At 40.9% G+C, this 24,305-nt stretch carries 26 protein-coding genes and 1 tRNA gene; 6 read left to right on the top strand and 21 right to left on the bottom strand.

Annotated elements, in window-relative coordinates; all coding sequences use genetic code 11:
• Window positions 1-3: 3 nt before the first annotated feature.
• The 15 genes from DPC56_RS06790 to DPC56_RS06720 form a co-directional block, all read right to left on the bottom strand.
• Window positions 4-912: a tetrahydromethanopterin S-methyltransferase subunit H family protein gene (locus DPC56_RS06790; protein WP_220084827.1), complete on the bottom strand. Its 909-nt coding sequence runs from the start codon at window positions 910-912 to the stop codon at window positions 4-6.
• A complete protein-coding gene (locus DPC56_RS06785) occupies window positions 899-2,161 on the bottom strand; it encodes a uroporphyrinogen decarboxylase family protein (RefSeq protein ID WP_112094326.1) in 1,263 nt (420 codons plus the stop codon). Before DPC56_RS06785 ends, DPC56_RS06790 begins: the two co-directional genes overlap by 14 nt.
• 3 nt (window positions 2,162-2,164) lie before the next feature.
• Window positions 2,165-2,797: a cobalamin B12-binding domain-containing protein gene (locus DPC56_RS06780; protein WP_112094325.1), complete on the bottom strand. Its 633-nt coding sequence runs from the start codon at window positions 2,795-2,797 to the stop codon at window positions 2,165-2,167.
• Between the two features lie 145 nt (window positions 2,798-2,942).
• On the bottom strand, window positions 2,943-3,548 hold the full coding sequence (locus tag DPC56_RS06775) for a superoxide dismutase (protein ID WP_112094324.1): 606 nt from the start codon (window positions 3,546-3,548) through the stop codon (window positions 2,943-2,945).
• Between the two features lie 16 nt (window positions 3,549-3,564).
• Window positions 3,565-4,212 carry a peroxiredoxin gene (locus tag DPC56_RS06770; protein WP_245923950.1) on the bottom strand — a complete coding sequence of 216 codons (648 nt, stop codon included), beginning with the start codon at window positions 4,210-4,212 and terminating at the stop codon, window positions 3,565-3,567.
• A gap of 3 nt (window positions 4,213-4,215) precedes the next feature.
• Window positions 4,216-4,731 (bottom strand): ferritin, encoded by a 516-nt coding sequence (locus DPC56_RS06765; RefSeq protein ID WP_112094323.1) that lies wholly within the window; start codon window positions 4,729-4,731, stop codon window positions 4,216-4,218.
• Window positions 4,732-4,737: 6 nt separating this feature from the next.
• Complete coding sequence (locus DPC56_RS06760) at window positions 4,738-5,898, bottom strand: FprA family A-type flavoprotein (RefSeq protein ID WP_112094322.1); 1,161 nt, start codon at window positions 5,896-5,898, stop codon at window positions 4,738-4,740.
• A gap of 1 nt (window position 5,899) precedes the next feature.
• Window positions 5,900-6,061 (bottom strand): rubredoxin, encoded by a 162-nt coding sequence (gene rd / locus DPC56_RS06755; protein WP_112094321.1) that lies wholly within the window; start codon window positions 6,059-6,061, stop codon window positions 5,900-5,902.
• A 26-nt stretch (window positions 6,062-6,087) separates the two neighbouring features.
• On the bottom strand, window positions 6,088-6,249 hold the full coding sequence (locus DPC56_RS06750) for a rubredoxin (RefSeq protein ID WP_112094320.1): 162 nt from the start codon (window positions 6,247-6,249) through the stop codon (window positions 6,088-6,090).
• A 94-nt stretch (window positions 6,250-6,343) separates the two neighbouring features.
• The gene (locus DPC56_RS06745) at window positions 6,344-7,018 is read right to left on the bottom strand and encodes a hypothetical protein (RefSeq protein WP_112094319.1); all 675 of its coding nucleotides are present in this window, start codon (window positions 7,016-7,018) and stop codon (window positions 6,344-6,346) included.
• A gap of 287 nt (window positions 7,019-7,305) precedes the next feature.
• Window positions 7,306-7,920 (bottom strand): hypothetical protein, encoded by a 615-nt coding sequence (locus DPC56_RS06740; protein WP_181454414.1) that lies wholly within the window; start codon window positions 7,918-7,920, stop codon window positions 7,306-7,308.
• Window positions 7,901-8,278: a desulfoferrodoxin gene (locus DPC56_RS06735; RefSeq protein ID WP_112094317.1), complete on the bottom strand. Its 378-nt coding sequence runs from the start codon at window positions 8,276-8,278 to the stop codon at window positions 7,901-7,903. The genes DPC56_RS06740 and DPC56_RS06735 overlap by 20 nt, the downstream gene beginning before the upstream one ends.
• Before the next feature lie 12 nt (window positions 8,279-8,290).
• Entirely contained in the window at window positions 8,291-8,863 is a 573-nt protein-coding gene (rbr, locus tag DPC56_RS06730) for a rubrerythrin (protein ID WP_112094316.1), read from the bottom strand.
• A complete protein-coding gene (locus tag DPC56_RS06725) occupies window positions 8,860-10,701 on the bottom strand; it encodes a heavy metal translocating P-type ATPase (protein WP_112094315.1) in 1,842 nt (613 codons plus the stop codon). Before DPC56_RS06725 ends, rbr begins: the two co-directional genes overlap by 4 nt.
• A gap of 23 nt (window positions 10,702-10,724) precedes the next feature.
• Entirely contained in the window at window positions 10,725-12,767 is a 2,043-nt protein-coding gene (locus tag DPC56_RS06720; protein WP_112094314.1) for a thioredoxin domain-containing protein, read from the bottom strand.
• Between the two features lie 133 nt (window positions 12,768-12,900).
• On the opposite strand from DPC56_RS06720, the gene DPC56_RS06715 reads away from it, so the two are divergent.
• The 3 genes from DPC56_RS06715 to DPC56_RS06705 all read left to right on the top strand — a co-directional run bounded on the left by DPC56_RS06715 (window position 12,901) and on the right by DPC56_RS06705 (window position 14,728).
• A complete protein-coding gene (locus DPC56_RS06715; protein ID WP_112094313.1) occupies window positions 12,901-13,824 on the top strand; it encodes a DUF2121 family protein in 924 nt (307 codons plus the stop codon).
• 45 nt (window positions 13,825-13,869) lie between these two features.
• Window positions 13,870-14,664, top strand: coding sequence for an MBL fold metallo-hydrolase (locus DPC56_RS06710; protein WP_112094359.1), 795 nt, complete (start codon window positions 13,870-13,872; stop codon window positions 14,662-14,664).
• A tRNA-Thr gene (locus DPC56_RS06705) sits at window positions 14,655-14,728 on the top strand. Before DPC56_RS06710 ends, DPC56_RS06705 begins: the two co-directional genes overlap by 10 nt.
• On the opposite strand, the gene DPC56_RS06700 is transcribed toward DPC56_RS06705, so the two are convergent.
• The 6 genes from DPC56_RS06700 to DPC56_RS06675 form a co-directional block, all read right to left on the bottom strand.
• Window positions 14,710-15,912 carry a glycosyltransferase gene (locus DPC56_RS06700; protein WP_112094312.1) on the bottom strand — a complete coding sequence of 401 codons (1,203 nt, stop codon included), beginning with the start codon at window positions 15,910-15,912 and terminating at the stop codon, window positions 14,710-14,712. The genes DPC56_RS06705 and DPC56_RS06700 overlap by 19 nt on opposite strands.
• 18 nt (window positions 15,913-15,930) lie before the next feature.
• Complete coding sequence (locus DPC56_RS06695; RefSeq protein ID WP_112094311.1) at window positions 15,931-16,923, bottom strand: NAD-dependent epimerase/dehydratase family protein; 993 nt, start codon at window positions 16,921-16,923, stop codon at window positions 15,931-15,933.
• Between the two features lie 17 nt (window positions 16,924-16,940).
• Window positions 16,941-17,819, bottom strand: a complete 879-nt coding sequence (locus DPC56_RS06690; protein WP_112094310.1) for a glycosyltransferase family 2 protein — start codon at window positions 17,817-17,819, stop codon at window positions 16,941-16,943.
• 15 nt (window positions 17,820-17,834) lie between these two features.
• Window positions 17,835-18,773, bottom strand: coding sequence for an NAD-dependent epimerase/dehydratase family protein (locus tag DPC56_RS06685; protein ID WP_112094309.1), 939 nt, complete (start codon window positions 18,771-18,773; stop codon window positions 17,835-17,837).
• A gap of 101 nt (window positions 18,774-18,874) precedes the next feature.
• On the bottom strand, window positions 18,875-20,518 hold the full coding sequence (locus tag DPC56_RS06680) for a glycosyltransferase family 39 protein (protein WP_220084826.1): 1,644 nt from the start codon (window positions 20,516-20,518) through the stop codon (window positions 18,875-18,877).
• The gene (locus DPC56_RS06675; RefSeq protein WP_112094307.1) at window positions 20,490-21,626 is read right to left on the bottom strand and encodes a glycosyltransferase; all 1,137 of its coding nucleotides are present in this window, start codon (window positions 21,624-21,626) and stop codon (window positions 20,490-20,492) included. Before DPC56_RS06675 ends, DPC56_RS06680 begins: the two co-directional genes overlap by 29 nt.
• Window positions 21,627-21,714: 88 nt before the next feature.
• Here DPC56_RS06675 and DPC56_RS06670 point away from each other — a divergent pair, with 88 nt between their 5' ends.
• The 3 genes from DPC56_RS06670 to rfbX all read left to right on the top strand — a co-directional run.
• On the top strand, window positions 21,715-22,404 hold the full coding sequence (locus DPC56_RS06670; RefSeq protein ID WP_220084825.1) for a phosphocholine cytidylyltransferase family protein: 690 nt from the start codon (window positions 21,715-21,717) through the stop codon (window positions 22,402-22,404).
• Window positions 22,401-23,366 carry an NAD(P)H-dependent glycerol-3-phosphate dehydrogenase gene (locus DPC56_RS06665; protein WP_112094306.1) on the top strand — a complete coding sequence of 322 codons (966 nt, stop codon included), beginning with the start codon at window positions 22,401-22,403 and terminating at the stop codon, window positions 23,364-23,366. Before DPC56_RS06670 ends, DPC56_RS06665 begins: the two co-directional genes overlap by 4 nt.
• The coding region (gene rfbX / locus DPC56_RS06660; RefSeq protein ID WP_112094305.1) for an oligosaccharide flippase family protein at window positions 23,353-24,305 on the top strand (953 nt) is incomplete at its 3' end. The genes DPC56_RS06665 and rfbX, both read left to right, overlap by 14 nt.

Genomic DNA, 24,305 nt, shown 5'->3' with positions numbered 1-24,305 from the left:
TTTCTATAATTTTATGAGCTCGTCTTTCATCCTCGAAAAGTATCGATATGCTGTGTCCACGATGAATGTGCCTGGGAAAACGAGTTCAGCGTCCTCAATGGGTCCGTAGAGGATGAAATCTGAACCCAGGATTATCTGCATAATATCTGCTATTAATGTTGCTGGCTTTTTGGCTTCTTTCCATAGTATGTTTTTTAGTCCCTTCCAACTTGCTATAGCATTATGCGCGGCTGAACCACATGGTAGTCCATATTCTTTTTTTATTTCTATGGCAGCTTTGGCCGCGGCCGGCAAACTCGGCACGTCCATTACAAATGTGTCAATTAATGGCTTAGTTATCCCTGCTTCCTCCAATCTTGGTAATATCTTATTAAATGAGCCTATCCTTGCATTTGCGCTGGTTACGTTGGGTGTGTAAAGAAGGGGGATCGCTGCCTCGATTTTACTATCTGCCAGTGCCTTTATCTCCTCGTCCTTTGACTCTGGTGATATAGAATTATATACAACTTTATCTTCAAGTCCAATTTCTTCAACATAGTTCATTGCCGCGATTTTTATACTTGGCACCGCGGAATCTATGAGGAATGGAGTGTCTGTCGCTTCAGCCACGAAATCGATGTACCTTTTAATGGCTTCCTCGCTCATCCCTATAACATCGATTAAACAAGGATTCCCACTCTTATCACTTAATTCTTCCTGTTTCCTTATCAGGTCCTCTGCGGCTTCCTTGTCAAAGACTCCGCGCCTTTCATCTTCAACTATGTTATGTCCACTATAGAATATGGATCCTATCAGGACCGTGCTCTTCTTCCCTGGTTCGCCGCCAATTTCCACGCCACCTACTTTCAAGGTTTTCTGGTCTCCAAATTTGAACATTTTGAAGATTCTCCCCCTTGCTCTAGTATTTTCCATATTTTTCCACTGCATCTATCATGGCCTTTATATTCTCTGGCCTGGCATCTTTAGCTATTCCAGCAGCGTCAACTCCTGGGAAGAGTATGAATCCCCCATCATCTTTCATGTCAACTAGGAGTTCCCGTGTCCAATCATGGACTTTTTCGGGTGTGCTGCCTATAAGGAGAGAGTTTGGGGGTCCATACATGATGCACATTCTATCTCCTATGACCTCCTTGACCTTCCTAGGATCTGTTTTTTCGAACATTCCAGCTATGCTATGCTTTGGGATGCTCTGCAATGTTTCGAGGTGGGTGTCGTGGCTTCCCTCAAAGAGCACGAATGGTAAAAGCCCCGCTTTTATGGTCTCTTTGAATACCTTGAGGAGGGATGGCCAATAGTATTCATTGTAAAGTTCGGGTTTGAGGTACTCGGTGAGGTGTAGGGGATAGAAGCACCAAACTATTTCAGTTCCGAACATTTCTTTCACTTCGGGTGGGATGGTCCCTGAGATCGTCCCAGTTTTGATCATGTGGGATGTTATGGCTTCAATAGCCCCTTTCACTGTCTCGGGGTCTCTGTAGAGGTCGAGTATGACGTTCTTTATGTCCCTTAAAAAGTCGCCTAGGAAATCGAGTGGCGCATATGAATGGGCCATCGGGAAGAATGGATATCCTATATTTTTCAATTCCATTATAAGTTGTAGTGTGGCGTTGCCATAATTGGTAGCCTCCGCCCCCAATCTCGTGAGTGTTGTATTATATTCCATGGAGCCTGGATTGGCAAGGTTTTTGCAGATCCTTGGCAAGGCTACTTCATGCATAAATTTTATGGGCGCCTCTATGAACTTGTCATATTCCTCCTTTTTCATTATTTCTTTTCCAATGAATTGTGGGTGGACATCTTCTTTGAGTTCTATTCCTGGCCATCTTGTATATGTGTCTTCTAGTATTTGGTGGTATGGGCCTGTCACGAATCTCATGTTGGCTGCGACTTCTGGGGCTTTTTCGATGAAGCTTGCGAATAGGAACATTCCTTCGAGTCCGTTGAGTGTGAATATGTAATCGAAGTTGAAGTTTTTGGCCACGTTTAGGGTGGCGTCTTTCCATTTTTCATAGTCGAAATAGATTTCCTGGGCAGTGTATCCTGAATATTTTCCGCAGAAGACGTCATTGAATACTAGTATGGGGACTCTGTCAGGTTCTTTACATGTCAGGGCACTTTCTAGTCTTTCCAGTTTTTCTTTCCTTAATTCTTCCATGTCCATCTTTTAATCCGCTCCTATTAATTTTTTCATCTTCTTCACTCCTGTGGCGGCGTCGTCTGCCCATTCATCTGCTTCGGTGTATTCTTTCACTTCTTCGTTGGTCCTCCCGCCACCGACTATTATTTTCACCTTGTCTCTTAATCCGGCCTCTTTTATCGCGTCTATGGTATTTTTCATTGACTCTATCGCTTCTGTGAGCAAGCCGCTTAGGGAGACTATGTCGGGTTTGTGTTTCTTGATTGCTTCGATGAAGGCTTCGGGTGGTTGGTCCACTCCTATGTCGATGACTTCGAAGCCTTCAGCTTCTAGCAGAGCTATGACTATATTTTTACCTATGTCGTGGATGTCCCCTTCCACAGTACCGGCAACAACTTTACCTTTCCTTTTAACCTTTTTTTTCTTGATTAGAGGTTTAAGCATCTCCATGATCTCATTGAATATTTCTCCAGTCAGTATAAGATCCGAGACAAAATATTCTCCGTCCTCGAATTTTTTCCCTATCTTGTCCGCCGCTTTTCTCATATCCTCTAGGATTTTGAGGGGATCATCCCCTTTTTCAATCCTTTCTCTTGCAAGTTCTAGTGCTTTTTCCTCGTCTAGCCCTACAAGAGCTTTTATAAAATCTTCGCTTGTCATGTTAATCTCTTCTCTTTATCTATGCATATAAAACTTATTAAAATAAAGTATATTTGTATATAATTCACATAAACTTGAAAAAATTGTTGTGGAACCCACCTAATATACTTCCCATCATTTCCAAAAAAATTAAATAAGAGGTCCTTTAGAGGTTTTCGATTCTATTGTTCACTTCATCCCAGTTTATGATGTTCCAGAAGGCTTCAACATAGTCTGGGCGCAGGTTCTTATAGTCGAGGTAGTAGGCGTGTTCCCACACATCCAATACGAGTAAAACCTTACATTGTGGTATTAGGTTAACATTGTGCTTCTCGACTTGGACTATGAGCAGACGATCAGTGAGTGGGCAATATGTTAGCATAGCCCAACCAGAACCCTCAGTGCCTATAGCAGTCTGTGAAAATTCCTCTTTGAACCTTTCAAATGTTCCGAAGTCTTTTTCTATATGATCTTTGATTTTGCCTGTGGGTTCTCCTCCGTTCTCGTCTGCAGGGCCCATGTTCTCCCAGAAGAACCTGTGTAGTAAGAAGCCGCCGACGTGGAATGATAATTCCTTTGCAGTGGCTTTATAGTCTATGCTAGCATTTGATTCGCGGGCTTCATCCAATCTCCTGAGTAAGTTGTTGGCACCATCTACATAAGCTTGATGATGTTTCTGATGATGTATAGTTAACTGTTCCTCTGAAATATAAGGTTCAAGGGCATCATAACTGTAGGGTAAACTTGGCAGTTCATAAAACTTTTTTTCCATAAATTATCACCTCCACTTAGATTTTTTTGTAGCAAAGCCACCAATCATAACAGTTCTCCTTACCCTTTCTTTCTTTTGCTGTTTTCACGTCTGTTGGCGGTGGTATGATAACACCATCGTCAACTATCTCGTTATTGGGCCAGTTAGCTGGTAGGGCGACGCCTTCTTTATCGATTGTCCTGAAACCTTTTATCATGCGGAGTATCTCATCCATGTTACGTCCAAGCTCCTGGGGATAATAGAGTATGGCCCTTATTATACTCTCCGGGTCTATGATGAAAACTGCCCTTACTGTGTTGGTTGGTCTTGCTGGGTGTATTAGGCCGAGTGTGTCAGCTACTTTTCCTGTGTCTGCGATTATGGGAAATTCGATTTCTACTTCTAGGTTTTCTTTTATCCATTCTGTCCATTTTAGGTGTGAGAATACTTGGTCTACGCTTAATCCTATTAGTTCACAGTTTAGTTCCCTGAATTTTGGGTATCTTTTCTGGAATGCTACAAATTCTGTTGTGCAGACTGGTGTGAAATCTGCTGGGTGGCTGAATAGTATGAACCATTTTCCCTTGTATTCTGTTGGGAGTTTCATCATCCCATGTGTTGTTTGCACTTCCATTTCCGGGAATTTATCCCCTATAAGGGGCATTCCCTCCTTTTCATCTTCCATATCTTATCCCTCCTTATCTGTTGGTGGGTTAAATACTCTCCCAGCGAGCTCGTTATCTACCATTAGGAGGCCCGCTGGTGATTCGGATGCTAGTTTAACCTTCCTGAGGAGTTCCTTTGCTGAGTTCTCTTCTTCAACTTGTTCCGCGACGAACCATTGGAGGAAATTGTAGGTGGCGTGATCTTTCTCCTCCAAAGCCAAATCCACGAGATCATTTATTAGTCCTGTGACCTTCCTTTCATGCTCTAGTACATGTTTACTAACATCTAATGGGGATTCCCATTCCTCAGGGGGTTTTTCGATCGTTTCGAGGATTACTCGGCCATCACTTTGGACTATATAATCGAAGAACTTCATGGCATGGGTTAATTCCTCTTGTGCTTGGACTCGCATCCAATTAGCGAATCCTGGCAAGTCAGAAGCCTCATAATATGCAGCCATCGAAAGATACAGGTAGGCTGAATATAATTCTGCATTCAATTGCCGGTTCAAGGCTTCTTCCATCCTTTCACTTATCATTTTTCATCATCTCCCTATTTTTTCTTTAATTTCATGTGCAAGTTCGTCTAACTTTTCAAAATCTTCTTTGCCTGGTTTGCCCTTTATGAGTACAGGCTCCAAGAATTCAACATTGATGGTCCCGAGTAAGTTCCTGGTTTCTTTTTCGATGAGGGTGCCCCAACCATAGGATCCTATCAATGCAACGTATTTTATTGGTGGTTTGAGCATGTTAACAAGGTATAATATTGAGGCTATACGTGGATGCGGCCTAGTTAATACTGTGGGGGATGCTATGATCATGGCCTTTGAATCGACAAGTTCCATTATAAGCTCCCCTGTATTAGTATTTGCAAGGTTTAATACTCTGATTTCAACATCCAAGTCCATTAGCATCCTTGCAATGTGTTTGACCATGAGTTCCGTGCTTCCATGCATTGAAATATAGGCTATAACCACCTTATTTGCTCTCTGGGATGACCATCCCTCATAAAGGCCTAGTATGATTTCTGGTTTTTCTATGATAGGGCCGTGTGATGGTGCTATCATTTTTATTTCAAGGTCTCTGAGTTTTTCGAGGTTTCCTTGCACCATCTGGGAAAATGGCATCATTATATGTGCATAGTATCTTTTAGCCTCCTCTTGGATGTCCTCTAACCTTGATATTGTCTTAGTTGTTGCAAAGTGTGATGCAAAAAAGTCGCAGGAGAATAGTATAGCCTCTGGTAAGAGATATGTTACCATGGTGTCTGGCCAGTGAACCCATGGAGTTACTATAAAATTTAGTTGGTGGTGGCCGGCCGATAATGTTTGTCCATCTTCTATACTCTGGATTTTATCAGCTGGGATTCCTAGTAGGTTTTCTAGGAGTTCTTTGCATGCCTTTGTCCCCAGGATCTTGGCATTGGGGTATTCTCTTAATAGGGCGGGTATTGCACCTGAGTGATCTTGCTCTGCATGTTGTGATATTATATAATCTATTTGAACGTCTAAGGATTCAAGATCCTCTAATAGTTCCCCTGCCATTGAGGGTTCCGTCGAATCTATTAGGATGTTCTTCTCGTCTTTTATCAAAAAAGAATTATATGTTGTACCCTTAGGAGTTTCTAATATGCTATCGAAGGTCCTCCTATCCCAGTCGAAGCTTTGAAGGGCGTAAACGTCCTCTGCTATTTTTTTAATTGCCATTCTAATCGATCTTCTCGAATTGGTCCTTTCCCACCCCACAAATGGGACAAGTCCAATCATCTGGCAGATCCTCGAAGGGTGTTCCAGGTTTTATACCATGGTTTGGGTCACCCTCCTCTGGGTCATAAATATATCCGCACATTTGGCACTTGTATTTATCCATTGAAAATTAACCCCCCACATATTCTTTTAATCTAATGGTTTAAACATCCTCTTAGGAGCCCCGCAAGAGGGGCACTTCCACAAATCGGGTAAATCCTCAAAAGGCGTTCCTGGGGGCGTGTCCCTACGCGGCTCGCCCTTCTCTGGGTCATAAACATATCCACAAACCTTACACTTATACTTCTTCAAAGATAACACCACACAAAATTTTAAACACACGATACTATTTAAAACTATCGGCCAAAAGTATTATACTACATCTTATATGTACCATGGGCTTCGCTCAAAAAGATAGGCCATCTATTACTAATACAAGCTCCATTGCCTGTTTAAATGTTTGTTCTGGAGTCTCATAGGTGCATGTTTCATAAACTATTGCTGGTATGCCCCTCTTGATTAAAGGGATGGTAACATATTCTGGACTAGTCGGGTTTGGGGGCTCATATACTTTTAACCAGTCAATCCTATCATCTATTATATTAGCAATTCTCCTAGTCTCATCAGAATGATATGGGACAAAAAGGAACCTTCTTTCTTCATAATGGCCCACATTAGAGTGAACATCAACCACGAGTTTTATTGACATCCTCTCTATGTCTGGGACAACATACTCTCTGGCTAGTAATTGTCCGTTCAACCTTCCCTCTTCATAATCCTCTGGATTTTTTGTAACATTAACCCTATAGATGTAATAACATTTCCTTAAAGATTTGTCTTCTCTCATTATGGCCTTCATGATGGCCTCATGGGCCTGAGACTCTTGGGGGTGCACCCCAACTATATAAGCTATTCTATCAGGAGAGTTCGGGTCTCCGAATGGTCCTTCCCGTATAACCTTCCCATATTCGTTTTCGCCTATAATAATTTCACCCGCTTTTTCACTTGGCTGATAAAAAATTAAAAAGGATAAAACACCAGCTATGATGAATGTTAATATGAGTATCCAAGCTTTCCCCATAATATTCTAACCCTTTAAAGTTTATCATTATTGGGGGGATTCTACCCCCGGCATCCTAATAATCTATTTTCAAAATATAAAAGTGGCTGGTGACACTGGTATTCTCAGTGTTAGAATGTCCAATATTGGCTGTGCAACCATGCCCATCTTAAATTATCCCCTTGGTTGTATCAGGATATTCTATTTTGTGGAACGGTCCAAGTTCAATGTACCGACTGGATGCTCATTACCCCCCACATTAGGGGGCCCCCTTAGATATCCCAGGTACAATATTAGTTGGGGGGGTTTTAGATGTTAAACTTTTGGGGATTTTTATTTACTAGTTCGTCTCGTTGCCTTTCATAATCTTTAGCCTCATACATGAACTTATTCGCAAGGTCTAGACTGTTATTGGCTGATGTTACCTCATCCATGCTAAGGAGTTGTATGGCATTCTTAAGTTCGGATGTGGCGTTCAATTTCGCATCTATTTCTGCTAATACAAGTTTTAAGTATTCTATGAGCACCTCATCCCCTGAATCTTCTGCATATGCCATGGCCTCGGATGTTAAAAGTCGGGCCGCGTTATATTCAGATGATGCTGATTCGCACTTTTCACGAGCGCTATCCAGCCTATAATTATTCACATCCTCTGCAGCCCCATTATAATATTCATCACCCTTTTTAATGTGTTGGTTGATATCCCCTGATAACTTGTTTATTTCACCTATATTAGAAACGCACCCACTACAAAAGACGATTATAAGTATAATGGCTAATAACAGTCCCCTCTTCATCTTCCCTACTCCCTCTGCAAGAGAAACCCACCAATCTAGGTGCTGTTCAACCTTGATAATCGACCTAAATGATAATTGTGAACCCATGGAGGGGCTGGTACTCTTTTTAATCGTGCCATAGTCCATGTATGTTACAATATGATCTTACCATGATTTTCTTGGATGGTTTTTCCTTGAATGTTGCCTCTGGTTTGTCACCTGCTTTGAGGGTTTTCCTTAACACCTTATCATCTATTATGATTTCTACCCATTGGATGTGGTGGTTTTCCTCCATTGGATGGGCTGTTTCGCCAACTTTCACTTTTAGGCCTTCTTCTATCTCTTCTATTATGGGGATGTGTTTCTCTGGGCCCACGTCTGTGTGTCTTGCTAAGAGTAGCTCCATTGGCTGGTCACAGCATACTAGGCGCCCTTCACCGGGGTTGAGAACTTCGACTATGTTCCCGCATATGTTGCATCTGAATATTTGATTTATACTCGTCAATTTTCTCCTCCTTTAGTATTTTTCACATTTTATCTGGAAATATCTGCTTGGATGGTCGCATGATGGACACTTTTCAGGTGGTTTTTTGCCCTTGTGTGTGTAGCCGCATTTTCTACAAGTCCATATGACTTCTTCGTCTTTCTGGTAAACTTTATTGGACTCTACGAGTTCTAGGAGTTTTTTGTACCTTTCTTCGTGGTGTTTTTCAGCGGTTGCTATGGCCCTTAAGCGTTTAGCTATATCATGGTACCCTTCTTCTTCCGCGGTATCTGCAAATTCTGGGTACATTTCGCTATGCTCATAATTCTCCCCTTTTATAGCCGCTTTGAGATTCTCTGCGGTGTTTGATAGTGTGAGTGGGGCTTCTGCCTCCACTGTTATAGAATCATCGGCTCCTTTTAGTTCTTGTATCATCCGGAATAACCATTTTGCATGTTCTCTTTCATTATCCGCTGTTATTAGGAATATTTCCGAGATTTGTTCAAATCCTTCCTTTTTAGCTATCTTAGCATAGAATGTGTACCTATTCCTTGCTTGGCTTTCACCAATAAAAGCTTTAATTAAATTCTTAAGGGTTTTTTTCATGCTTTTTCACCTCTTATTATGGTTTTAGAATTTAATATGGGGATTATAATGCTGAGGACCATTAGAGCAGCTCCTAGGGGTGGGTTTATTTGTTTGTATAGTATTCCTGTGGTGAGGGGTATTGCTATAATGTTGTAGATCGCAGCCCATGTGAGGTTTTCTTTTATCTTATTATGGGCTACTGTGGCGATTTCCAATATACTTAGAATATCTGATGGCGTTCCCCATGGGATGATGATATCAGCGCCTTCAATATCTAGTTTATGGCCTGTCCCCATGGTTATCCCAAGATCTGCCTGTTTTAGGGCTGGTGTGTCATCTGATTGGCCTATCATCCCAACCTTCAGCCCATCTTCTTGCATTTTCTCGATTTTTTTGGCCTTTTCTTCTTTTGTGAGTTCTGCATGGTATTCGTCTAATCCGAGTTCCTTGGCAATGGGTTCTGCGACTTTCTTATGGTCTCCTGTTAACATTATACATTTTATCCCCTTGTCTTTAAGGGTTTTTATTGTCTTTTTCGCCCCTTTTTTTATTTTATCTGAGAGTCCGATGCACCCTTTAAGTTCATCGTTGATGATTATAAATGCTAGTGTTTTTCCTTGGTCTATCATCTCTAGGATCTTTGGATTTTCTATTTGGAATCCTAGATCTTTAATGTGTTGGTAACTTGTGATTTGGATCTTTGTATCTCCTACGTATCCTTTGATGCCCTTTCCTGGGATTGGTTTGGATTTTTTCGCTGGTATGGGCTCGTTGGCTACTTCTCTTATACCCTTTGCTATGGGGTGTTGGCTTTTGGATTCTATGGCAGCGGCATAGTTGATTATGTCACCTTCATCTATTTCATCATCTAATGATATGATATCTGTTACTTTGAATTGGCCCATTGTTAGGGTTCCTGTCTTGTTGAATACTATGGCGTCTAGTTGGCGTGCGGTCTCATATGATTTTTTGTTTTTTATGATTATGCCATTCTTTGCAGATATTATTGTGGCTGCCAAGAGTGCGGTGGGTGCTGCTAATCTAATGGCATGTGGTGATGCTGCTAGGAGTACTGTTATTGCATGTTCTAGTGCGGGTGTCATGTTTTTCCAGTAGAGGAATGTGAGTATTGCCACTGCAATTACTATTATTATGAGGGCGGATGCGATTTTGTCTACTGATTCTCTTATACTGGTTTTATCTTCTTTTTTTAGGATTTTTATTAGCTGGGGGATGAACGACCCTCTGCTGGTGGTTAGTGCCTCTATTAGGATAGGTTTTTTGATGTTTATTGCTGTTGCTGTCACTGTTTCCCCTGGGGTCTTCTCTATACTATTTTTGATGACTGGGTGTACTATGGTGGAACCTTTTATTATTATACCATCTGTTGGTATTACCTCCCCATTTTTTACTAGTATGAGGTCTCCTGGTCGTATACTCTCTGTAGGGGCTTCCTTGACCTTTCCGTTCTCTATAGTATGCGCATTCACTGGTATGCTGTGCACGGGCTCTTCTAGCGGTTCTCTTATCTTCTCTGTTAATTTTTTTCCGAGCCAGCGTCCAACTAATATTATCATGATGATTATTGCCAGTTCTATGGGGATAGTCCCTGCTGAGGGTGTTAATATAATGTACAAGTAGGCTGCTGTAATTGCGATAATCGCTAGGCTCATGGATCCTAGTTTCCTATCTTTCAGTTCTCTGAAAGTGTCTTTGAAGAATGGGTAGCCTCCGTAGAAGAAGATTATAGAGGATAGTAATATTGTGGCCCAGTATCCTAGCCTGAATCCTACTATGGCGATTATGGCTATTGTTAGTAGGGTGCAGATTATGAGCCTTTTTTTGAAGGTTTCCATTGGGGATGGCACCCCTGAGCCTGTTATTTGGTTAAGATATCTATTATGGATTCTGGGTCTTTTATGGGTGGATGGCAGGTTTTATCCTTGCATAGGTAATAGGTGCATTCGTTGGATGGTTTCTTATTTCTTAATGTTTCTGGTGCGAATGACCAGTCACTGTCTTCTAGTTTAAGGGTTATTGTAAAATATGGTATAAATTTACTTTTTAGTTTAATGGGTATGCACGATCTTGTCCGAGCTGCTATAATTAGACTAGTACCACCTGTTTGGTGCCAGTGAGCTCCCACCAGAAGTAGGGTGTAAGCAATAGCTACTCGTTTAATCTTAGCTATGAATGATTTTATGATATCTTCTGCAGTTTTGATCATGCCTTCATCTTCTAGCATGCTTCCCATTCTTAGCAGGTTTAGTGCATGAACAGAATTACCCGATGGTATTGCACTATCAGAACCCTCTTTTTTCCTTATTAAAAGACTATCTGAATAATCAGCGGTGAAAAAAAATCCTCCATTCTCATCATCTTTGAAATGTTCGTTTAGTTCCTCTGATAATCTTAAAGCGAGTTTTATGTATTCTTCATTGAAGGTTGCATCATATAATTCTAGTATTCCCCAGATGAGGAAAGCGTAATCATCAAGATTACCCCAAATCGCACTTTCACCATCCCTGTAACGATGCATTAACCTCCCATTCTCATAAAGTTTGTCCATGATAAATTCCAGCGCATCCTCGGCCACCTTCAAATACCTCTTGTCCTCTAGTACCTTATAGCCCCTTGCAAAGGCTGCTATCATTAGCCCATTCCAGTCTGTGAGGATCTTATCATCCTTATTGGGTGGTGTTCTCTTTAACCTGTGATTGAAGAGTTTTCTTCTCCCATCCTCCAGTTCCTCTAGGAATTCAATGGGGTCTATCCCCTTCTCTTCTGCGAATTTTTCTGGCATGGTCTTCATATAGAGGATGTTTTTACCTGAGGGTTTCCCAGTCTCATCTAGTAGATTGCCCTCTTCTTTGACATTGAAGAATTCGCAGAGCAAATCGGAATCTAGGATTTCTCTTAATTCTTCCATTGTCCAGAGATAAAACTTGCCTTCTTCTCCTTCGCTCTCCGCGTCCTCCGCCGAATAAAACCCACCCTTCGGGGATCTCATCTCCCGTATAACATATTCAAATATTTCCTCTGCTGTTTCCTTGTAGAGTTCCTTTCCTAGTGCTTGATAGGCTTCAAGGTATGCTATGGCCATTAAAGCTTGGTCATAAAGCATCTTCTCGAAATGGGGTATCCTCCATGCGGGGTCAACAGTGTAACGGTGGAAACCATACCCTACATGGTCGTAGATACCCCCAAAGCGCATTTTGTCAAGGGTTAATTCAACCATTCCTAGGGCCTTTTTGTCTTTTAAAAGACCATACCTTAGAAGGAAGTAAAGGTGATTTGGTAATGGGAATTTCTGTGAAGACCCGAACCCCCCATTTTCATGGTCGAAGGCCTTCTTCAATCCTTCGAATCCCGCATCTATTATCCTCTCTTGGATTTCGTATGGTTTTGTGGGTGCGTTCATCCTCTTGATGGCCATGAAGATCTCTGTGGCTGCATTATCTATGTCTTCTGGCTTTTTTTCCCAAAGTTCCTTAGTCTTTAATATGATCTCTTTTAGGCCGGCCATGCCATGGCTTGTCTCCCGGGGGAAGTATGTGCCTGCGAAGAACGGTCTGCCATCAGGTGTTAGGAATATGGTGAGTGGCCAGCCCCCTGTACCTGTGAGGAGTTGGCAGGCGTTCATATAAATGCTGTCAATGTCTGGCCTTTCCTCCCTGTCCACTTTAATTGGTACGAATGTTTCATTTATGAGTTTAGCGACTATAGGGTCGTTAAATGATTCTCTGGCCATCACATGGCACCAGTGACATGTAGAGTAGCCTATTGACAAGAATATGGGCTTATTATACTTTTTAGCTATCTTAAATGCTTCTTCACCCCATGGAAGCCAATCTACGAGGTCATGGGCATGCTGTAAAAGGTATGGGCTCTTCTCTTTTATAAGGGCGTTTTCATGTTCCATTCAAAATTCTCCTAAGACATCAATCGGTACAATATTTATAAATCCTCTGATAAAATACTTCTCAAAAATGGGAGGAGTTCGATACCTTCCTAGTATAACCTTCCAAACTCAGACGTGAATAGGTGACTCCTAGATGAGCCTTATAATAACTTATACTAGTAGCAAAGGTTGCGTAATGATAGGTGATAAGAGAAAGATAGCCTACTTAGGGAGTCCCCAGAAGAGAAGGGAACTCGAAAGGGAATTATATAATGGTGATATTAAAACAGAGGAAGAATTAAGGGATAGGGCCGAGGAATTTGGTATAAGATTAAATATAAGAGATGATGCAAGGAAGGTTCGAAGCATCGGAGACGTTGTAGTGGGTGAAGTAAGCCTTAAAACGCCCTTCGAGGCTAAGAGGAGGAGAATATACGCCACCACAGGAGCCTATCAGATCATAGAACTCATAGGATCTAATATAACCAAATTTGAGAAGGGTGAAAGCTCCATTGTAATATTCGGGAATAAGATAACCAAAAAACTTGCCAGCAGCCTATTAAAAAAGTATTGGAAGAAAAAAACAAGCCTAAAAGAAGTTTCAAAACTCCTAGCGAAAATAGTAGAAGAAGTCGCCGCCAAAACACCAACCATAAGCCCAGAATACGACTTGTACATAAAAACTCCAAGATTAGATAAAAGGAAAGCCCACAGAATACTCAGAGAAACCATTCTAAGGGACGTGAAAACACTCCAAAAATGGAGAGCCAAACTACAAAAAGAACTCCTAAAAAAGAGTGAACAGATAAAAATGGCATCAAAGATAATAAAAGAAGGAGAAATCGGAAGAGTCATAAACATAGACAATGATAAAATCGAAGTAAAATTAGCCCCCAATGTACAAGCCTTCAACATAAAATGGAAGAAAGTCGCTAAACCCGGAGAAAACGTGCTAATGCTAAAAGAAGGACCTGGAGAAGTCAAAGTGGGCGACATCGTCGTTATAGAAGATGAAAATCTACAAATAAAAGACAAAAAAATCCCACTACAATGCAATGTTATACTCTGCAAAACATGAATTATAGGATGTGATCACCCATGAAACTAACATTCCTAGGAAGTGGTGGCGGACGATTTCGCCACCATCACACAAAAAAGGATGACCGGCGGTTTAAGAATAGACAACCTCGAAGGTAAAAACATCCACATAGACCCCGGCCCAGGAGCATTGATAAGATCATACCAATTCGGCCTAAACCCTCGCAGACTAGACCTTATATTAGTATCACATTCACACACTGACCATTACACAGATGCCGAAGTCCTCATCGAAGCCATGACAAGGGGGATGACAAGAAACAAGGGGACAGTAATAGGGAGCCTCAGCGTCATAAAAGGTTACAAGGATTGGGGCCCCTGCATATCCAAGTATCATCTAACCAAAACAGAAAACATAATATTAGAAGAGGGTGATTCAATAAAAATAGACAATATAAAAATCACAGCCACAAAAACAATACATGGAGACCCTACATGTATAGGTTTCAAGTTCCAAACCCCTAAGATAACAATATCCTATACGTCAGATACAGCCTATTTCAATGAACTCGGCTCATATCATCATGGAGCTGATGTTCTAATAGCAAGTGTTATAAGACCAGATAATGAACATATAAGGGGGCATATGTGCTCAGATGATTTCAAACTCCTCATAGAAGAGGTGAAACCCAAACTTGCAATAATGACCCACCTTGGCATGAAGATGATATTCAATGACCCAGATGGCGAAGCCCTCAGATTACAAAAAGAGACAGATACGAGGGTTGTAGCTGCAAGGGATGGAATGTGCATAGACCTAGAACATTTAACAGATCATCAATTAACCTTAGACGATTATAGTTACCGGAGGCCCCGGTAGCTCAGTCTGGTAGAGCGCGGGACTCGTAATCCCGTGGTCGCGGGTTCAATCCCCGCCCGGGGCTCTTAAACCAACCAAATTTTTAAGTGTTTTTTCGAATTTGTCTGTTATGGTCTCCCAATCATTGGATTCAACAAACTTCCTACCCTTCATCCCCTCAACTTGGAGGTCACCAGTTGCAAGTTCACTGGCTGTCTTGAGCACATCCTCTGGTTTTTCTATGTAGTATATCCCATTGTCTTCGCCGAATTCCATTTTTATACCTGGGAATCCTGTGGCTATAACAGGCTTGGCCATTGCAAGGTACTCATAGATTTTTATTGGCACGATATCCTGCATTATCTTTTCTTCTCTGCGAGCTGGTAGTATGCAGATATCAGCCGCTGCCAAGAACTCTGGTATCATCTCATAGGGTTGGCTCCCTGCGAGTATAAGATTTTCGAGGTTGTTTTTTTCCTTTATATTTTGGAGATCGTTATAGGCTTCACCTTCACCCACTATCATGAGTTTAATCCTTGGATGGTCCTTCTTGGCCATTTCAAGGGCTAATTCTTTTAAACCCGAGAATTCATAAAGATAGCCCATGAAGAATAATAGTATTTCATCGTCCTTTATCCCATACTTTTTTCTTATCCTGGATCCGTCGAGGTTGGGGTTGAATTTTTCAAGGTCTATACCAGCTTCTATGACGACTGTATCATAGGGGTTCGCGCCCATTTCTATCATTAGTTGTCTCAGTCGCTTGTTTATCGTGATCACGAAATCTGCAGATTTTAGAATTTTCTTCATCAGCCATTTACCGATAACCTGTAAAGTTTTCTCTGGGATGAGCGTGTATAGTACGTCAATGGGGTAATATACGAATGGTATGCCCCTTTTTTTAGCCTCCTTTAATCCTATGTAAGTGTTGATTATCCCGAATCCTACTATGACGTCTGGTTTAAATTCTCGGATTTGTTTTCTTATCTCTAAAGTATGAGTTATAGGTATTGAAAGGTAATCGAAGATTGGTAATTTCAATATTGTTGGTCTTATCACGTCGATTCGAGCCTCTGATTTAACCTTCCAAATACCCTTGAACAGTCTCCTAGGGTATATGAGACCTCTTGGTTCGTTTTTCCTCCAATCTATGGGATAGTCTATGACTTTTATCCTGTGCCCTCTGAGGCTTAGACGATCAAACAGGTGGTGTTGTTGGTGGGGGTTTCTTCTAATCCAATCAGATTCTTGTATTACGAGTATTTTCATCTCTTCACCTGGTGGGGTCTAGAATTCGGCGCTTTTTTGTATAAGTTCCCAGTTTTCTTTGAACCATTGGTAGGTTTTCTCCAAGCCTTCCCTGAATGTTGTCTTTGGTTTGTAGTCTAGGAGTTTTTTCGCCTTTTCTATGGATGATAATAGACGGGTTTTAGCATCCCATTCTCTTCTTGGCTTGTACACTATACCTGCCTTGTTTCCTGTGAGTTCATTGATGATGGTGGCCATTTCTATTACCTGGTGTTCTTCTCCCGATCCTAGGTTTATGGCCTCTCCTATAGCCTTTTTTCGGGCTCCCATGGCTATTAGACCGTTTATTATATCATCTACGAATGTCCAGTCCCTTGTCTCTGTACCATCCCCGGTTATTGGTAGGGGCTGATTGTTCATGGCCCAGTAGAAGAAATTTGGTATAACATTGCGGTATTTCCCTGGAACTTCCCCTGGTCCGTAGACATTGAAGAATCTTGCATTGACTATTGGCAGATCATAAAGGTTGTGGAAGTAATTAGTGTATAATTCCCCTAGTAGTTTTGTCACCTGGTATGGTGTGTGTAGTGAAATTGAAATGTCATCTTCTTTGAATGGTATCTTAGAGTCTAGACCATAGACTCCGCAGCCAGAGGATGAATAGATGAAGCGTTCAACGCCGATAAGCTGTGCATATTCTAGGACTTTTAATGTGCCGAGTCCATTAACTAGTAAATCCTCCTCTGGGTGGTCTACACTGTTTTGGTTGGCGAAGTGGGCTGCAAGGTGGAAAACATAATCTGGTCTTTCCTTGTAGACTCTTTTCAGGATCTCGTCATCGAGTATGTCCCCTTTTACGAATTCTATGTTCTCCATCATTGGTATGTTCCACTCATAACTTGATGATAGGTTATCCAATATGATTACATGCGCTCCAGCTTCGCCAAGCCGTCTTGAAAGGTTGCTCCCAATGCAACCAGCACCTCCTGTTACCAACACACATTTACCATCATATATTTTGATATCCTTCATAGATTATCAACCTCTTGTCATCTTTTCTGAAAGTTTCTTATCATCTTCTTCATAGAATCTAGTATTATACCAGTGAACATGAAGAATGTTCCAAATAATGTTAGCATTATAGCAAGTATGGTCGGCCCCATATGGATACTTTTCCCTATGATGTAATCGCGTAGGAATATTAACGTGAGAATGGCTCCTATGACTACTATTATTAACCCTGGGAAGGTGAAATAATATAATGGGCGTCTTAGTTCCATGTCCTTGATTATTCTGTAGAGTACCGATGCGCCATGACTTATAGGATGTTTAGTGGAACCTTCAACATCATAGGTGACGCCAATTTCAACTTCGACTATTCTAAGGTTTGATTCAGCAGCATCTAATAGCATTTCACTTTCTATTGCAAACCCATCCTCTTTAAACTTGAAATATGGGATAGTATCCCTTGAGAATGCTCTGAAACCGCTTTGGGTGTCTGTTATATCCAATCTGGTTGAAATGTTAGTTGCCCTGTCAAGTATCTTTTGTCCAACCCTCCTATAAAATGGCGTGCTCTTATCAGAACCTGATAGGTAACGGCTACCATTGACAATATCTGCTCTACCATCTATTATAGGCTGTACAAGCTTAGGTATCTCTTGGGGGTCGTGCTGCCCGTCACCATCCAATGTGACTATTATATCAGCATCAGTCGCCTTAAAACCTGTTTTAAGCGCGGCACCCTTCCCTTTATTTTCTCGGTGCCTTATAACCCTCGCACCGGCTGCTTCGGCTATCCTGGCGGTCCTGTCAGTGCTGCCATCATCAACAACTATAACTTCATCCACATACTCTTTACATAAAAGTACTATGGTTCCGATGGTTAATTCCTCGTTATATGCTGGTATCAGGGCCGCTATCCTCATCCTTTTAACTCCAAGTTATTCTATCCTGTAGTACCATTTCATCCATTCAACTGTACGCTTTATACCCTCCTCCGGGGGCACCTTAGGGTCGTGTTTAAGGTCTCTTTCTGCTTTGGAACAGTCAACCCTCTTAACCTTTGTTGTGAAAGCCTCAGCCTCCTTATATGTTACGATCGAATCATCTCTACCAACAGCCTTTAGGACCATGTCAGAATATTCTTTTATATCATGTTCCCATTCCGGTCGGCCGCCAACATTATAAACTTCCCCTGGGATGAAATTATCCACAATATTAGCGAAGGTCCTAACAGAATCCTCCACATAATCTATTATACGCTTATGGCCCTTGTAGACTGTGTAGGGTTTGTTATGTAATGCATGGTATATGAAAATGGGTATGAACCCCTTGTATGGCGTGTATTTCTCATGGGGCCCATAACAGTTGACAGGTCTCACCCTCACGGTTTCTGTGCCGAACATTTTTGCTGAGTTCATGCACATGAGCTCCCCGACCCATTTTGTCATAGCATAATCATTCATCTGATATGTATCTTTTATAGGATTCTTCTCCATGACATCCTCTGTCATGACCCCAGTATAGTCTCCATATACTTCAGCCGAGGAGAAGAATATCATCCTAAAGCCTAGTTTCTCTTGTAATCTTATAATATTCTTTGTGCCGATGACATTGGTCCTCCAAAGGTTCTCATAGTATGCCTCACCATTCCATCTACCATATTCTGCCGCTAGATGATAAACATAATCAAACTCATAATCTTCGAAGACCTTCTCGAGTTGCCTGTATTCCCTTACATCAGCCCTCACATAATCTTCGCGACTAGTATGCATGAGATCCAATGCTATGACCTCATGGCCTCTCTTTTTAAGTTCATTAACAAGGTTGGTTCCTATGAACCCAGCTCCTCCAGTGACGAGTATCCTCTGAGTTTCCATACTATTATCCTCCTTGGATTGATAATCCACAAATTATTGCATATGGGGAGGTACCCCCCCTTTTAACATTATTCGATTATAAAACCATGTTAACATAAGTATTATGGGGGGATTTTCTCGGCGATTATCACACCATTCTTGTTATAGATTACCTTGTAACCATATATCCTCGGTTTGCTGGTTGACCAGTATATATAATAGTCTGGTTTGAGTTTATAAAATAGCCTATAAAACAATTCACTGTTATTTTCATTAATTCTTCTTGTGAAAACATAATCTTTAAGGTACCATGTGAATGCCGGGCCCCTATCAGATGCTATCACCTTATTATGGTAGTTTGGATCATATGTTTTGAGCCATTGGGCTGCTTCACGTTCAGCATCTACAATGGGATAATCATGTGGCATGCCCCACATATAATAGGTTGCGGATGATAACATCAACACCATGACAAGGATCGAGAATAGGCGCCGGCCATGCCCCAAATTTAGCGTCTGTGAAATTTCGTCTATGCTAAGGGGCATTGCATATGCTAGAGCTGGTAAAATTGGTATAATATACCTGTCAACTTTAACAAGATGGAAACTATGCATATAAAGGAACGATAAAAACCATGTTACCATAACAAGGTTGATATCAAGATTATCCAGCCCACGACCCTTTAAGAGCCAATATATGCTAAGGGCCCAAAGGAAGATTAAAACTTCAGCCAGGGCATAAGATATCCTCCCAAAGATAACTATTAAAGCGATTGACAATAACAAGAACACGCCTAACCTTCTAGTCTCCACACCGTCTAGTATCGTCCTATTATGGATTATATGGAGTATAACACCCACTAATATGATGGCCACTATTAGATATGCTAATGGGCTTGGACTCGCACTTGAAGGGTTAATAATCAACATGTAATTGTCAGAGGGCAGAGCCGAAAGATATTCTGGGAGATGTCTAAGATAATATAGGCTGTCAGGATTATATCCTGGGTTGATAGCTGTCACTGACCCTTTTGCAGTTTCTGTGAACTGGCCTAAGAATGGTAAGGGGTTCTTGAGGTTTCTGTAAAAGAATAATCCGAAGGGTGAATATAATAGAATTCCAAGGATTATGCCCTTTGTGATTTCGCGGAACCTAGGCTTAGAATCCATGATAATTACAAGGAGTATGGGGATGATTATAAGGGCTGAAGTATACCTTGTGAGGAAGGCTGCCATTGCCACGGGGAATGCCAGATAATAAAATCTCTTATCCTTTCTTTTTGCGAGTAATGTGAAGTAGATTGCCCATATTGACAATGATATGGCTGGGATGTCAGTAGAGCCTGTCACAGCCCACGCCAATACTAGGGTGGAGGATGCGAAGGTTAAAGCCCCAGCAAGGCTTTCAATTTCATCAAATCTCAACCTTAGAAGAAGGTACATCCCAGCCGCTGCGAGTATATAGAATACTCCACCAACAATAAAGATTGTGTATTCCCCCACAAATCCCAATCTGAAGAAAACTGATAATATAGCTGGTAAAAGGGGTGGGAGATACAGTGTATCACTGGAGCCAAGATGGGCCATCCTAAGAGCATTATTAAGATAGAGGAATATATCCCAGTAGTAGACTCCAAGGTTGGATTGTATTGTCACAAGCTTCCATGCGATTATCGAAACAATCAAAGCTAGTAGTATGAATATTTTCTTATCAAACGACAATGAGGGGCGATCCCCTCTAACTCGTGGCTTCATTGTAGATTTCATCGAACTTCCTCGCGATCCTTTCAATTTCGAAGACTCTAGGAGTTCTTGGATGGAACGATCCATTATCCAGTATTTTCATAATAGCATTTTTTAGTTTTTTTTCATCTGCTTGGACTATGAGACCGCTTTTTGAGTCAATCCATTCGGATATTCCACAATTTGATGTTACGACGACTGGAGTGCCACAGGCAATAGCCTCGGCAGCGGCCATGCCAAAGGATTCATATTCGTTTGATGGTAGGATGAAAACATCGGCGTCGACAAGAGCCTCAAATTTATCAAAACCATACAATGGTCCGGTTAAGATTATACTCTCTTCTAGTCCAAGATCTGATATTAATTTCTTCAATCTTTTAAGGTAGTGATCATCAGGGCCTGCGATAACAAGTTTCAATTTATCGTCTCTTATCTGATTGAATGCCCTAATTAATAGGTTTAAGCCTTTTCTTTCATGGATCCTACCAAGGTATAGTATTATCCGGTTTTCTTCAAGTCCCCATTTTCTCCTGAAGGATCCTCTAGGTGGGATTTCGGGGATGTTCACAGGATTGGGCACCCTAACTATCATCTCATCATCTAGGTCAGGGTATACTCTTTTATAATATTGTGATTCTATCCTCGAGGATGCTATTATACGCTTCGCATTATATATGATCCTATTACCTATTAGAGTGTCGAATAGTCTTTTCTGCCAGCCTTTTACCATCCTTGGCGCGGATCCATGCGGTTGCACAACATATGGTATATTATGTCTTGTCGCGAGTAATGATGTTACCGCCGCCAAGAATGTTCTATGCTCATGTATATGGATAATATCAAAGGATCCTATCTGTTTCAAGGCAACCACTGGAAGATAATAGGGTAAAGGAATGTTAAAATTTGCCGTTAAATACATTGAAAGGTTCCTAAAATAATATGTTTTTATACCATCAACATCCACCATAGTATTCTTTGGGGCCCTAACCCTCCTTTTAAATCCATCGGTTGTATACACGGTCACATCATGGCCCATTGCAACCTGTTGAAGTGCAAGCTCATATACGAAACGTGGGGGGCCCCCGCCCTCCCATGAAGGCTTAAAGTATGGACAAACGTGAAGTATGCGCATAAGAGTCTCACCTTTTATAACTTCATACTCTGAGGGGGTTAAGGGTAAATAGTAGTATTATTTAGATTGTAGTTTAAAAGAATAATGGGTGGTTTCTATTAAAGTTGTTATCCTGGCCGCGGGTGTGGGCAGTAGACTAGGACATGGTTTACCCAAGGCACTTGTAAAATTATGTGATGAGAAGACAATACTTGATCATCAATTAGAAAACCTTAAGAGTGCAGGGCTGGAGGATATAAGGGTCGTGATAGGATACAAGGGTGGTTTGATAAAAGAGAGACACCCAGACCTTGAATATGTTATAAATAGGCGATACTATGCTACTAACACTTCAAAGAGCTTGCTAATTGGGATAAGGGACTTGGATGAGGATGTTATATGGTTAAATGGTGATGTGGTCTTCGATCCAAGGATACTCCACCTTATCATGGAGGAGAGAAGAGAAAACCTTATCTGTGTGGATAACAAGAAAGTTGGCGATGAAGAAGTTAAATACAACCTCACAAGTGATGGTTACATTAAAAAACTTTCAAAGACCATCCCGGATGGTCTAGGTGAAGCCGTTGGCATAAACTATGTTAAAAGGGAGACGCTACCAGTTTTGGAGGAATCACTCATGGAATGTCACGACCAAGACTATTTCGAGAAGGCGATAGAAAAAGCAATAGAAAAAGGTGAAAAGTTTAAGGCCCTTAACATCAGGGATAATTTCTGTATAGAAGTTGATTTCCCAGGGGATCTGGAAAAGGCTAAAAAGTATTGCAAGGAGAATTTATGATGAAAGTCTCGATAATAGGCGCTGGGAGTTTCGGAACAGCAATAGCCCAAATATTATCAAAGAATATTGATAATGTTTATCTTCTCGCGAGAGATGAAAAGGTAATTGAATCTATAAACAGAGAACATGAGAATAGTCGGTATCATCCGGGGATAAAATTGGATGAGAAGATCAAAGCAGCAAATATCAAATCCTCCCATATAATAGATTCAGATTATATTTTCTTGGCTGTCCCATCTGGGAGCCTTAGGAGTATCATGAGATCCCTTGATAGTCGCCTTGAAGATAAAAAGATCATATCATGTATAAAAGGTATTGAGTATCCTTCACTCAAACCTATGACAACTGTCATCCAAGAGGAGACAGACTCTGAGACTGTATTTTGCATTTCCGGTCCAAATTTTGCAGACGAACTTATAAGGGGCGTTACTTCGGGTGTTACAATAGGAGCCTCAAAAGAATATCAAGATGATATAGCCAGTCTCATTAAATCCCAGAATATAGTGGTTGATTATTCAGAGAATATTAAAGGAGTTGAATTCTGCGGTATACTTAAGAATGTCTACGCAGTAGCCATGGGAATACTAGACGGGCAAATAACCGGTGAAAACCATAAATATACACTATTAACATTATGCTTCAAAGAGATGAGAAAAATATTAGATGAAATGGGATATGGGGAATTATTTGATAAGTTTTGCGGATTTGGAGATTTTCTTTTGACCGCGCTAACTGATAAGAGCCGTAATAGGACACTTGGTTTAATGCTTGGCAAGAAAATGCAACTCAGCAAAAAATCCACCATAACAGTAGAAAGTCTGCGCTCCATAAAAGCCATAAAGGCACTGACAAGTAAAATGAACTTACCCGTATTAGAACTTGTCTATGAAACCCTCAACGATCCTCAGAACGTCAACCTCCATATAGAACATTTCCAGGGAATCCTACATGAAACTGCTTAAGCTACTACAATCTGAAGAATACAAGGTTATAGCCGAGAACTTCTTCTCACTGTCTCTACTTCAAATATTAGTGTATGTAATGCCCCTTATAACATTACCATACCTTACAAGGACACTTGGCGTTGCCAAATTTGGCCTTGTAAACTTTGCAATAGCATTTACCACCTACTTCCAAATTTTAACAGATTATGGTTTCGCACTTTCAGCTGTCAAGGAAATATCAATAAATAGAGAAGATATAACTAAAGTTTCAACTATATTCAGTTCTGTGATGATAATAAAAGGTATACTGACCATCATAAGTTTCGTTATACTCATCACAATTGTATTCTCAATCCAAAAATTCTCAACTAATTCGTTATTATACCTCTTTGCATTTGGGATTATTATAGGCACCACACTTTCGCCAACATGGTTTTATCAGGGCATGGAACGCATGAGATATATAACAATCCTAAATGTTATCGCAAACCTAATATTCCTCGTGACAATCTTTATCTTCATAAAAAAACCATCAGATTACATTTATATGCCACTCTTATACTCCATAGGCCCGATAATAACTGGTATATTCTCATTATGGATCATAAGAACAAGATTCAATGTAAAATTCCACATACCACCCTTTGAAGATATTAAAGAAACATTCAAGGAGAGCACACAGTTCTTCTTATCAAGGGCTTCTGTATCCATATATACAAATAGTAATTCATTTTTCCTAGGACTATTCGCTGGTAACACTGCGGTAGGCTACTATTCAGCAGCCGAAAAAATTTATACAGCCGCCCAGGGACTGTATGGTCCACTTATCCAGGTCATATACCCTTATATGGCAAAGACAAAAAATAAGATATTCTACAGGAAAATTTTAAAATATACATTGATATTTAACACTTTATTTTGTGGTATAATCCTCATAATGGCGCCGTTCATCGTCAA

Origin of the sequence: Methanothermobacter tenebrarum (assembly GCF_003264935.1) — an archaeon.
GTDB classification, from domain to species: domain Archaea; phylum Methanobacteriota; class Methanobacteria; order Methanobacteriales; family DSM-23052; genus Methanothermobacter_A; species Methanothermobacter_A tenebrarum_A.
Note: the sequence above shows the minus strand (reverse complement) of the source record. Positions and strands in the feature narration are given on the sequence as shown.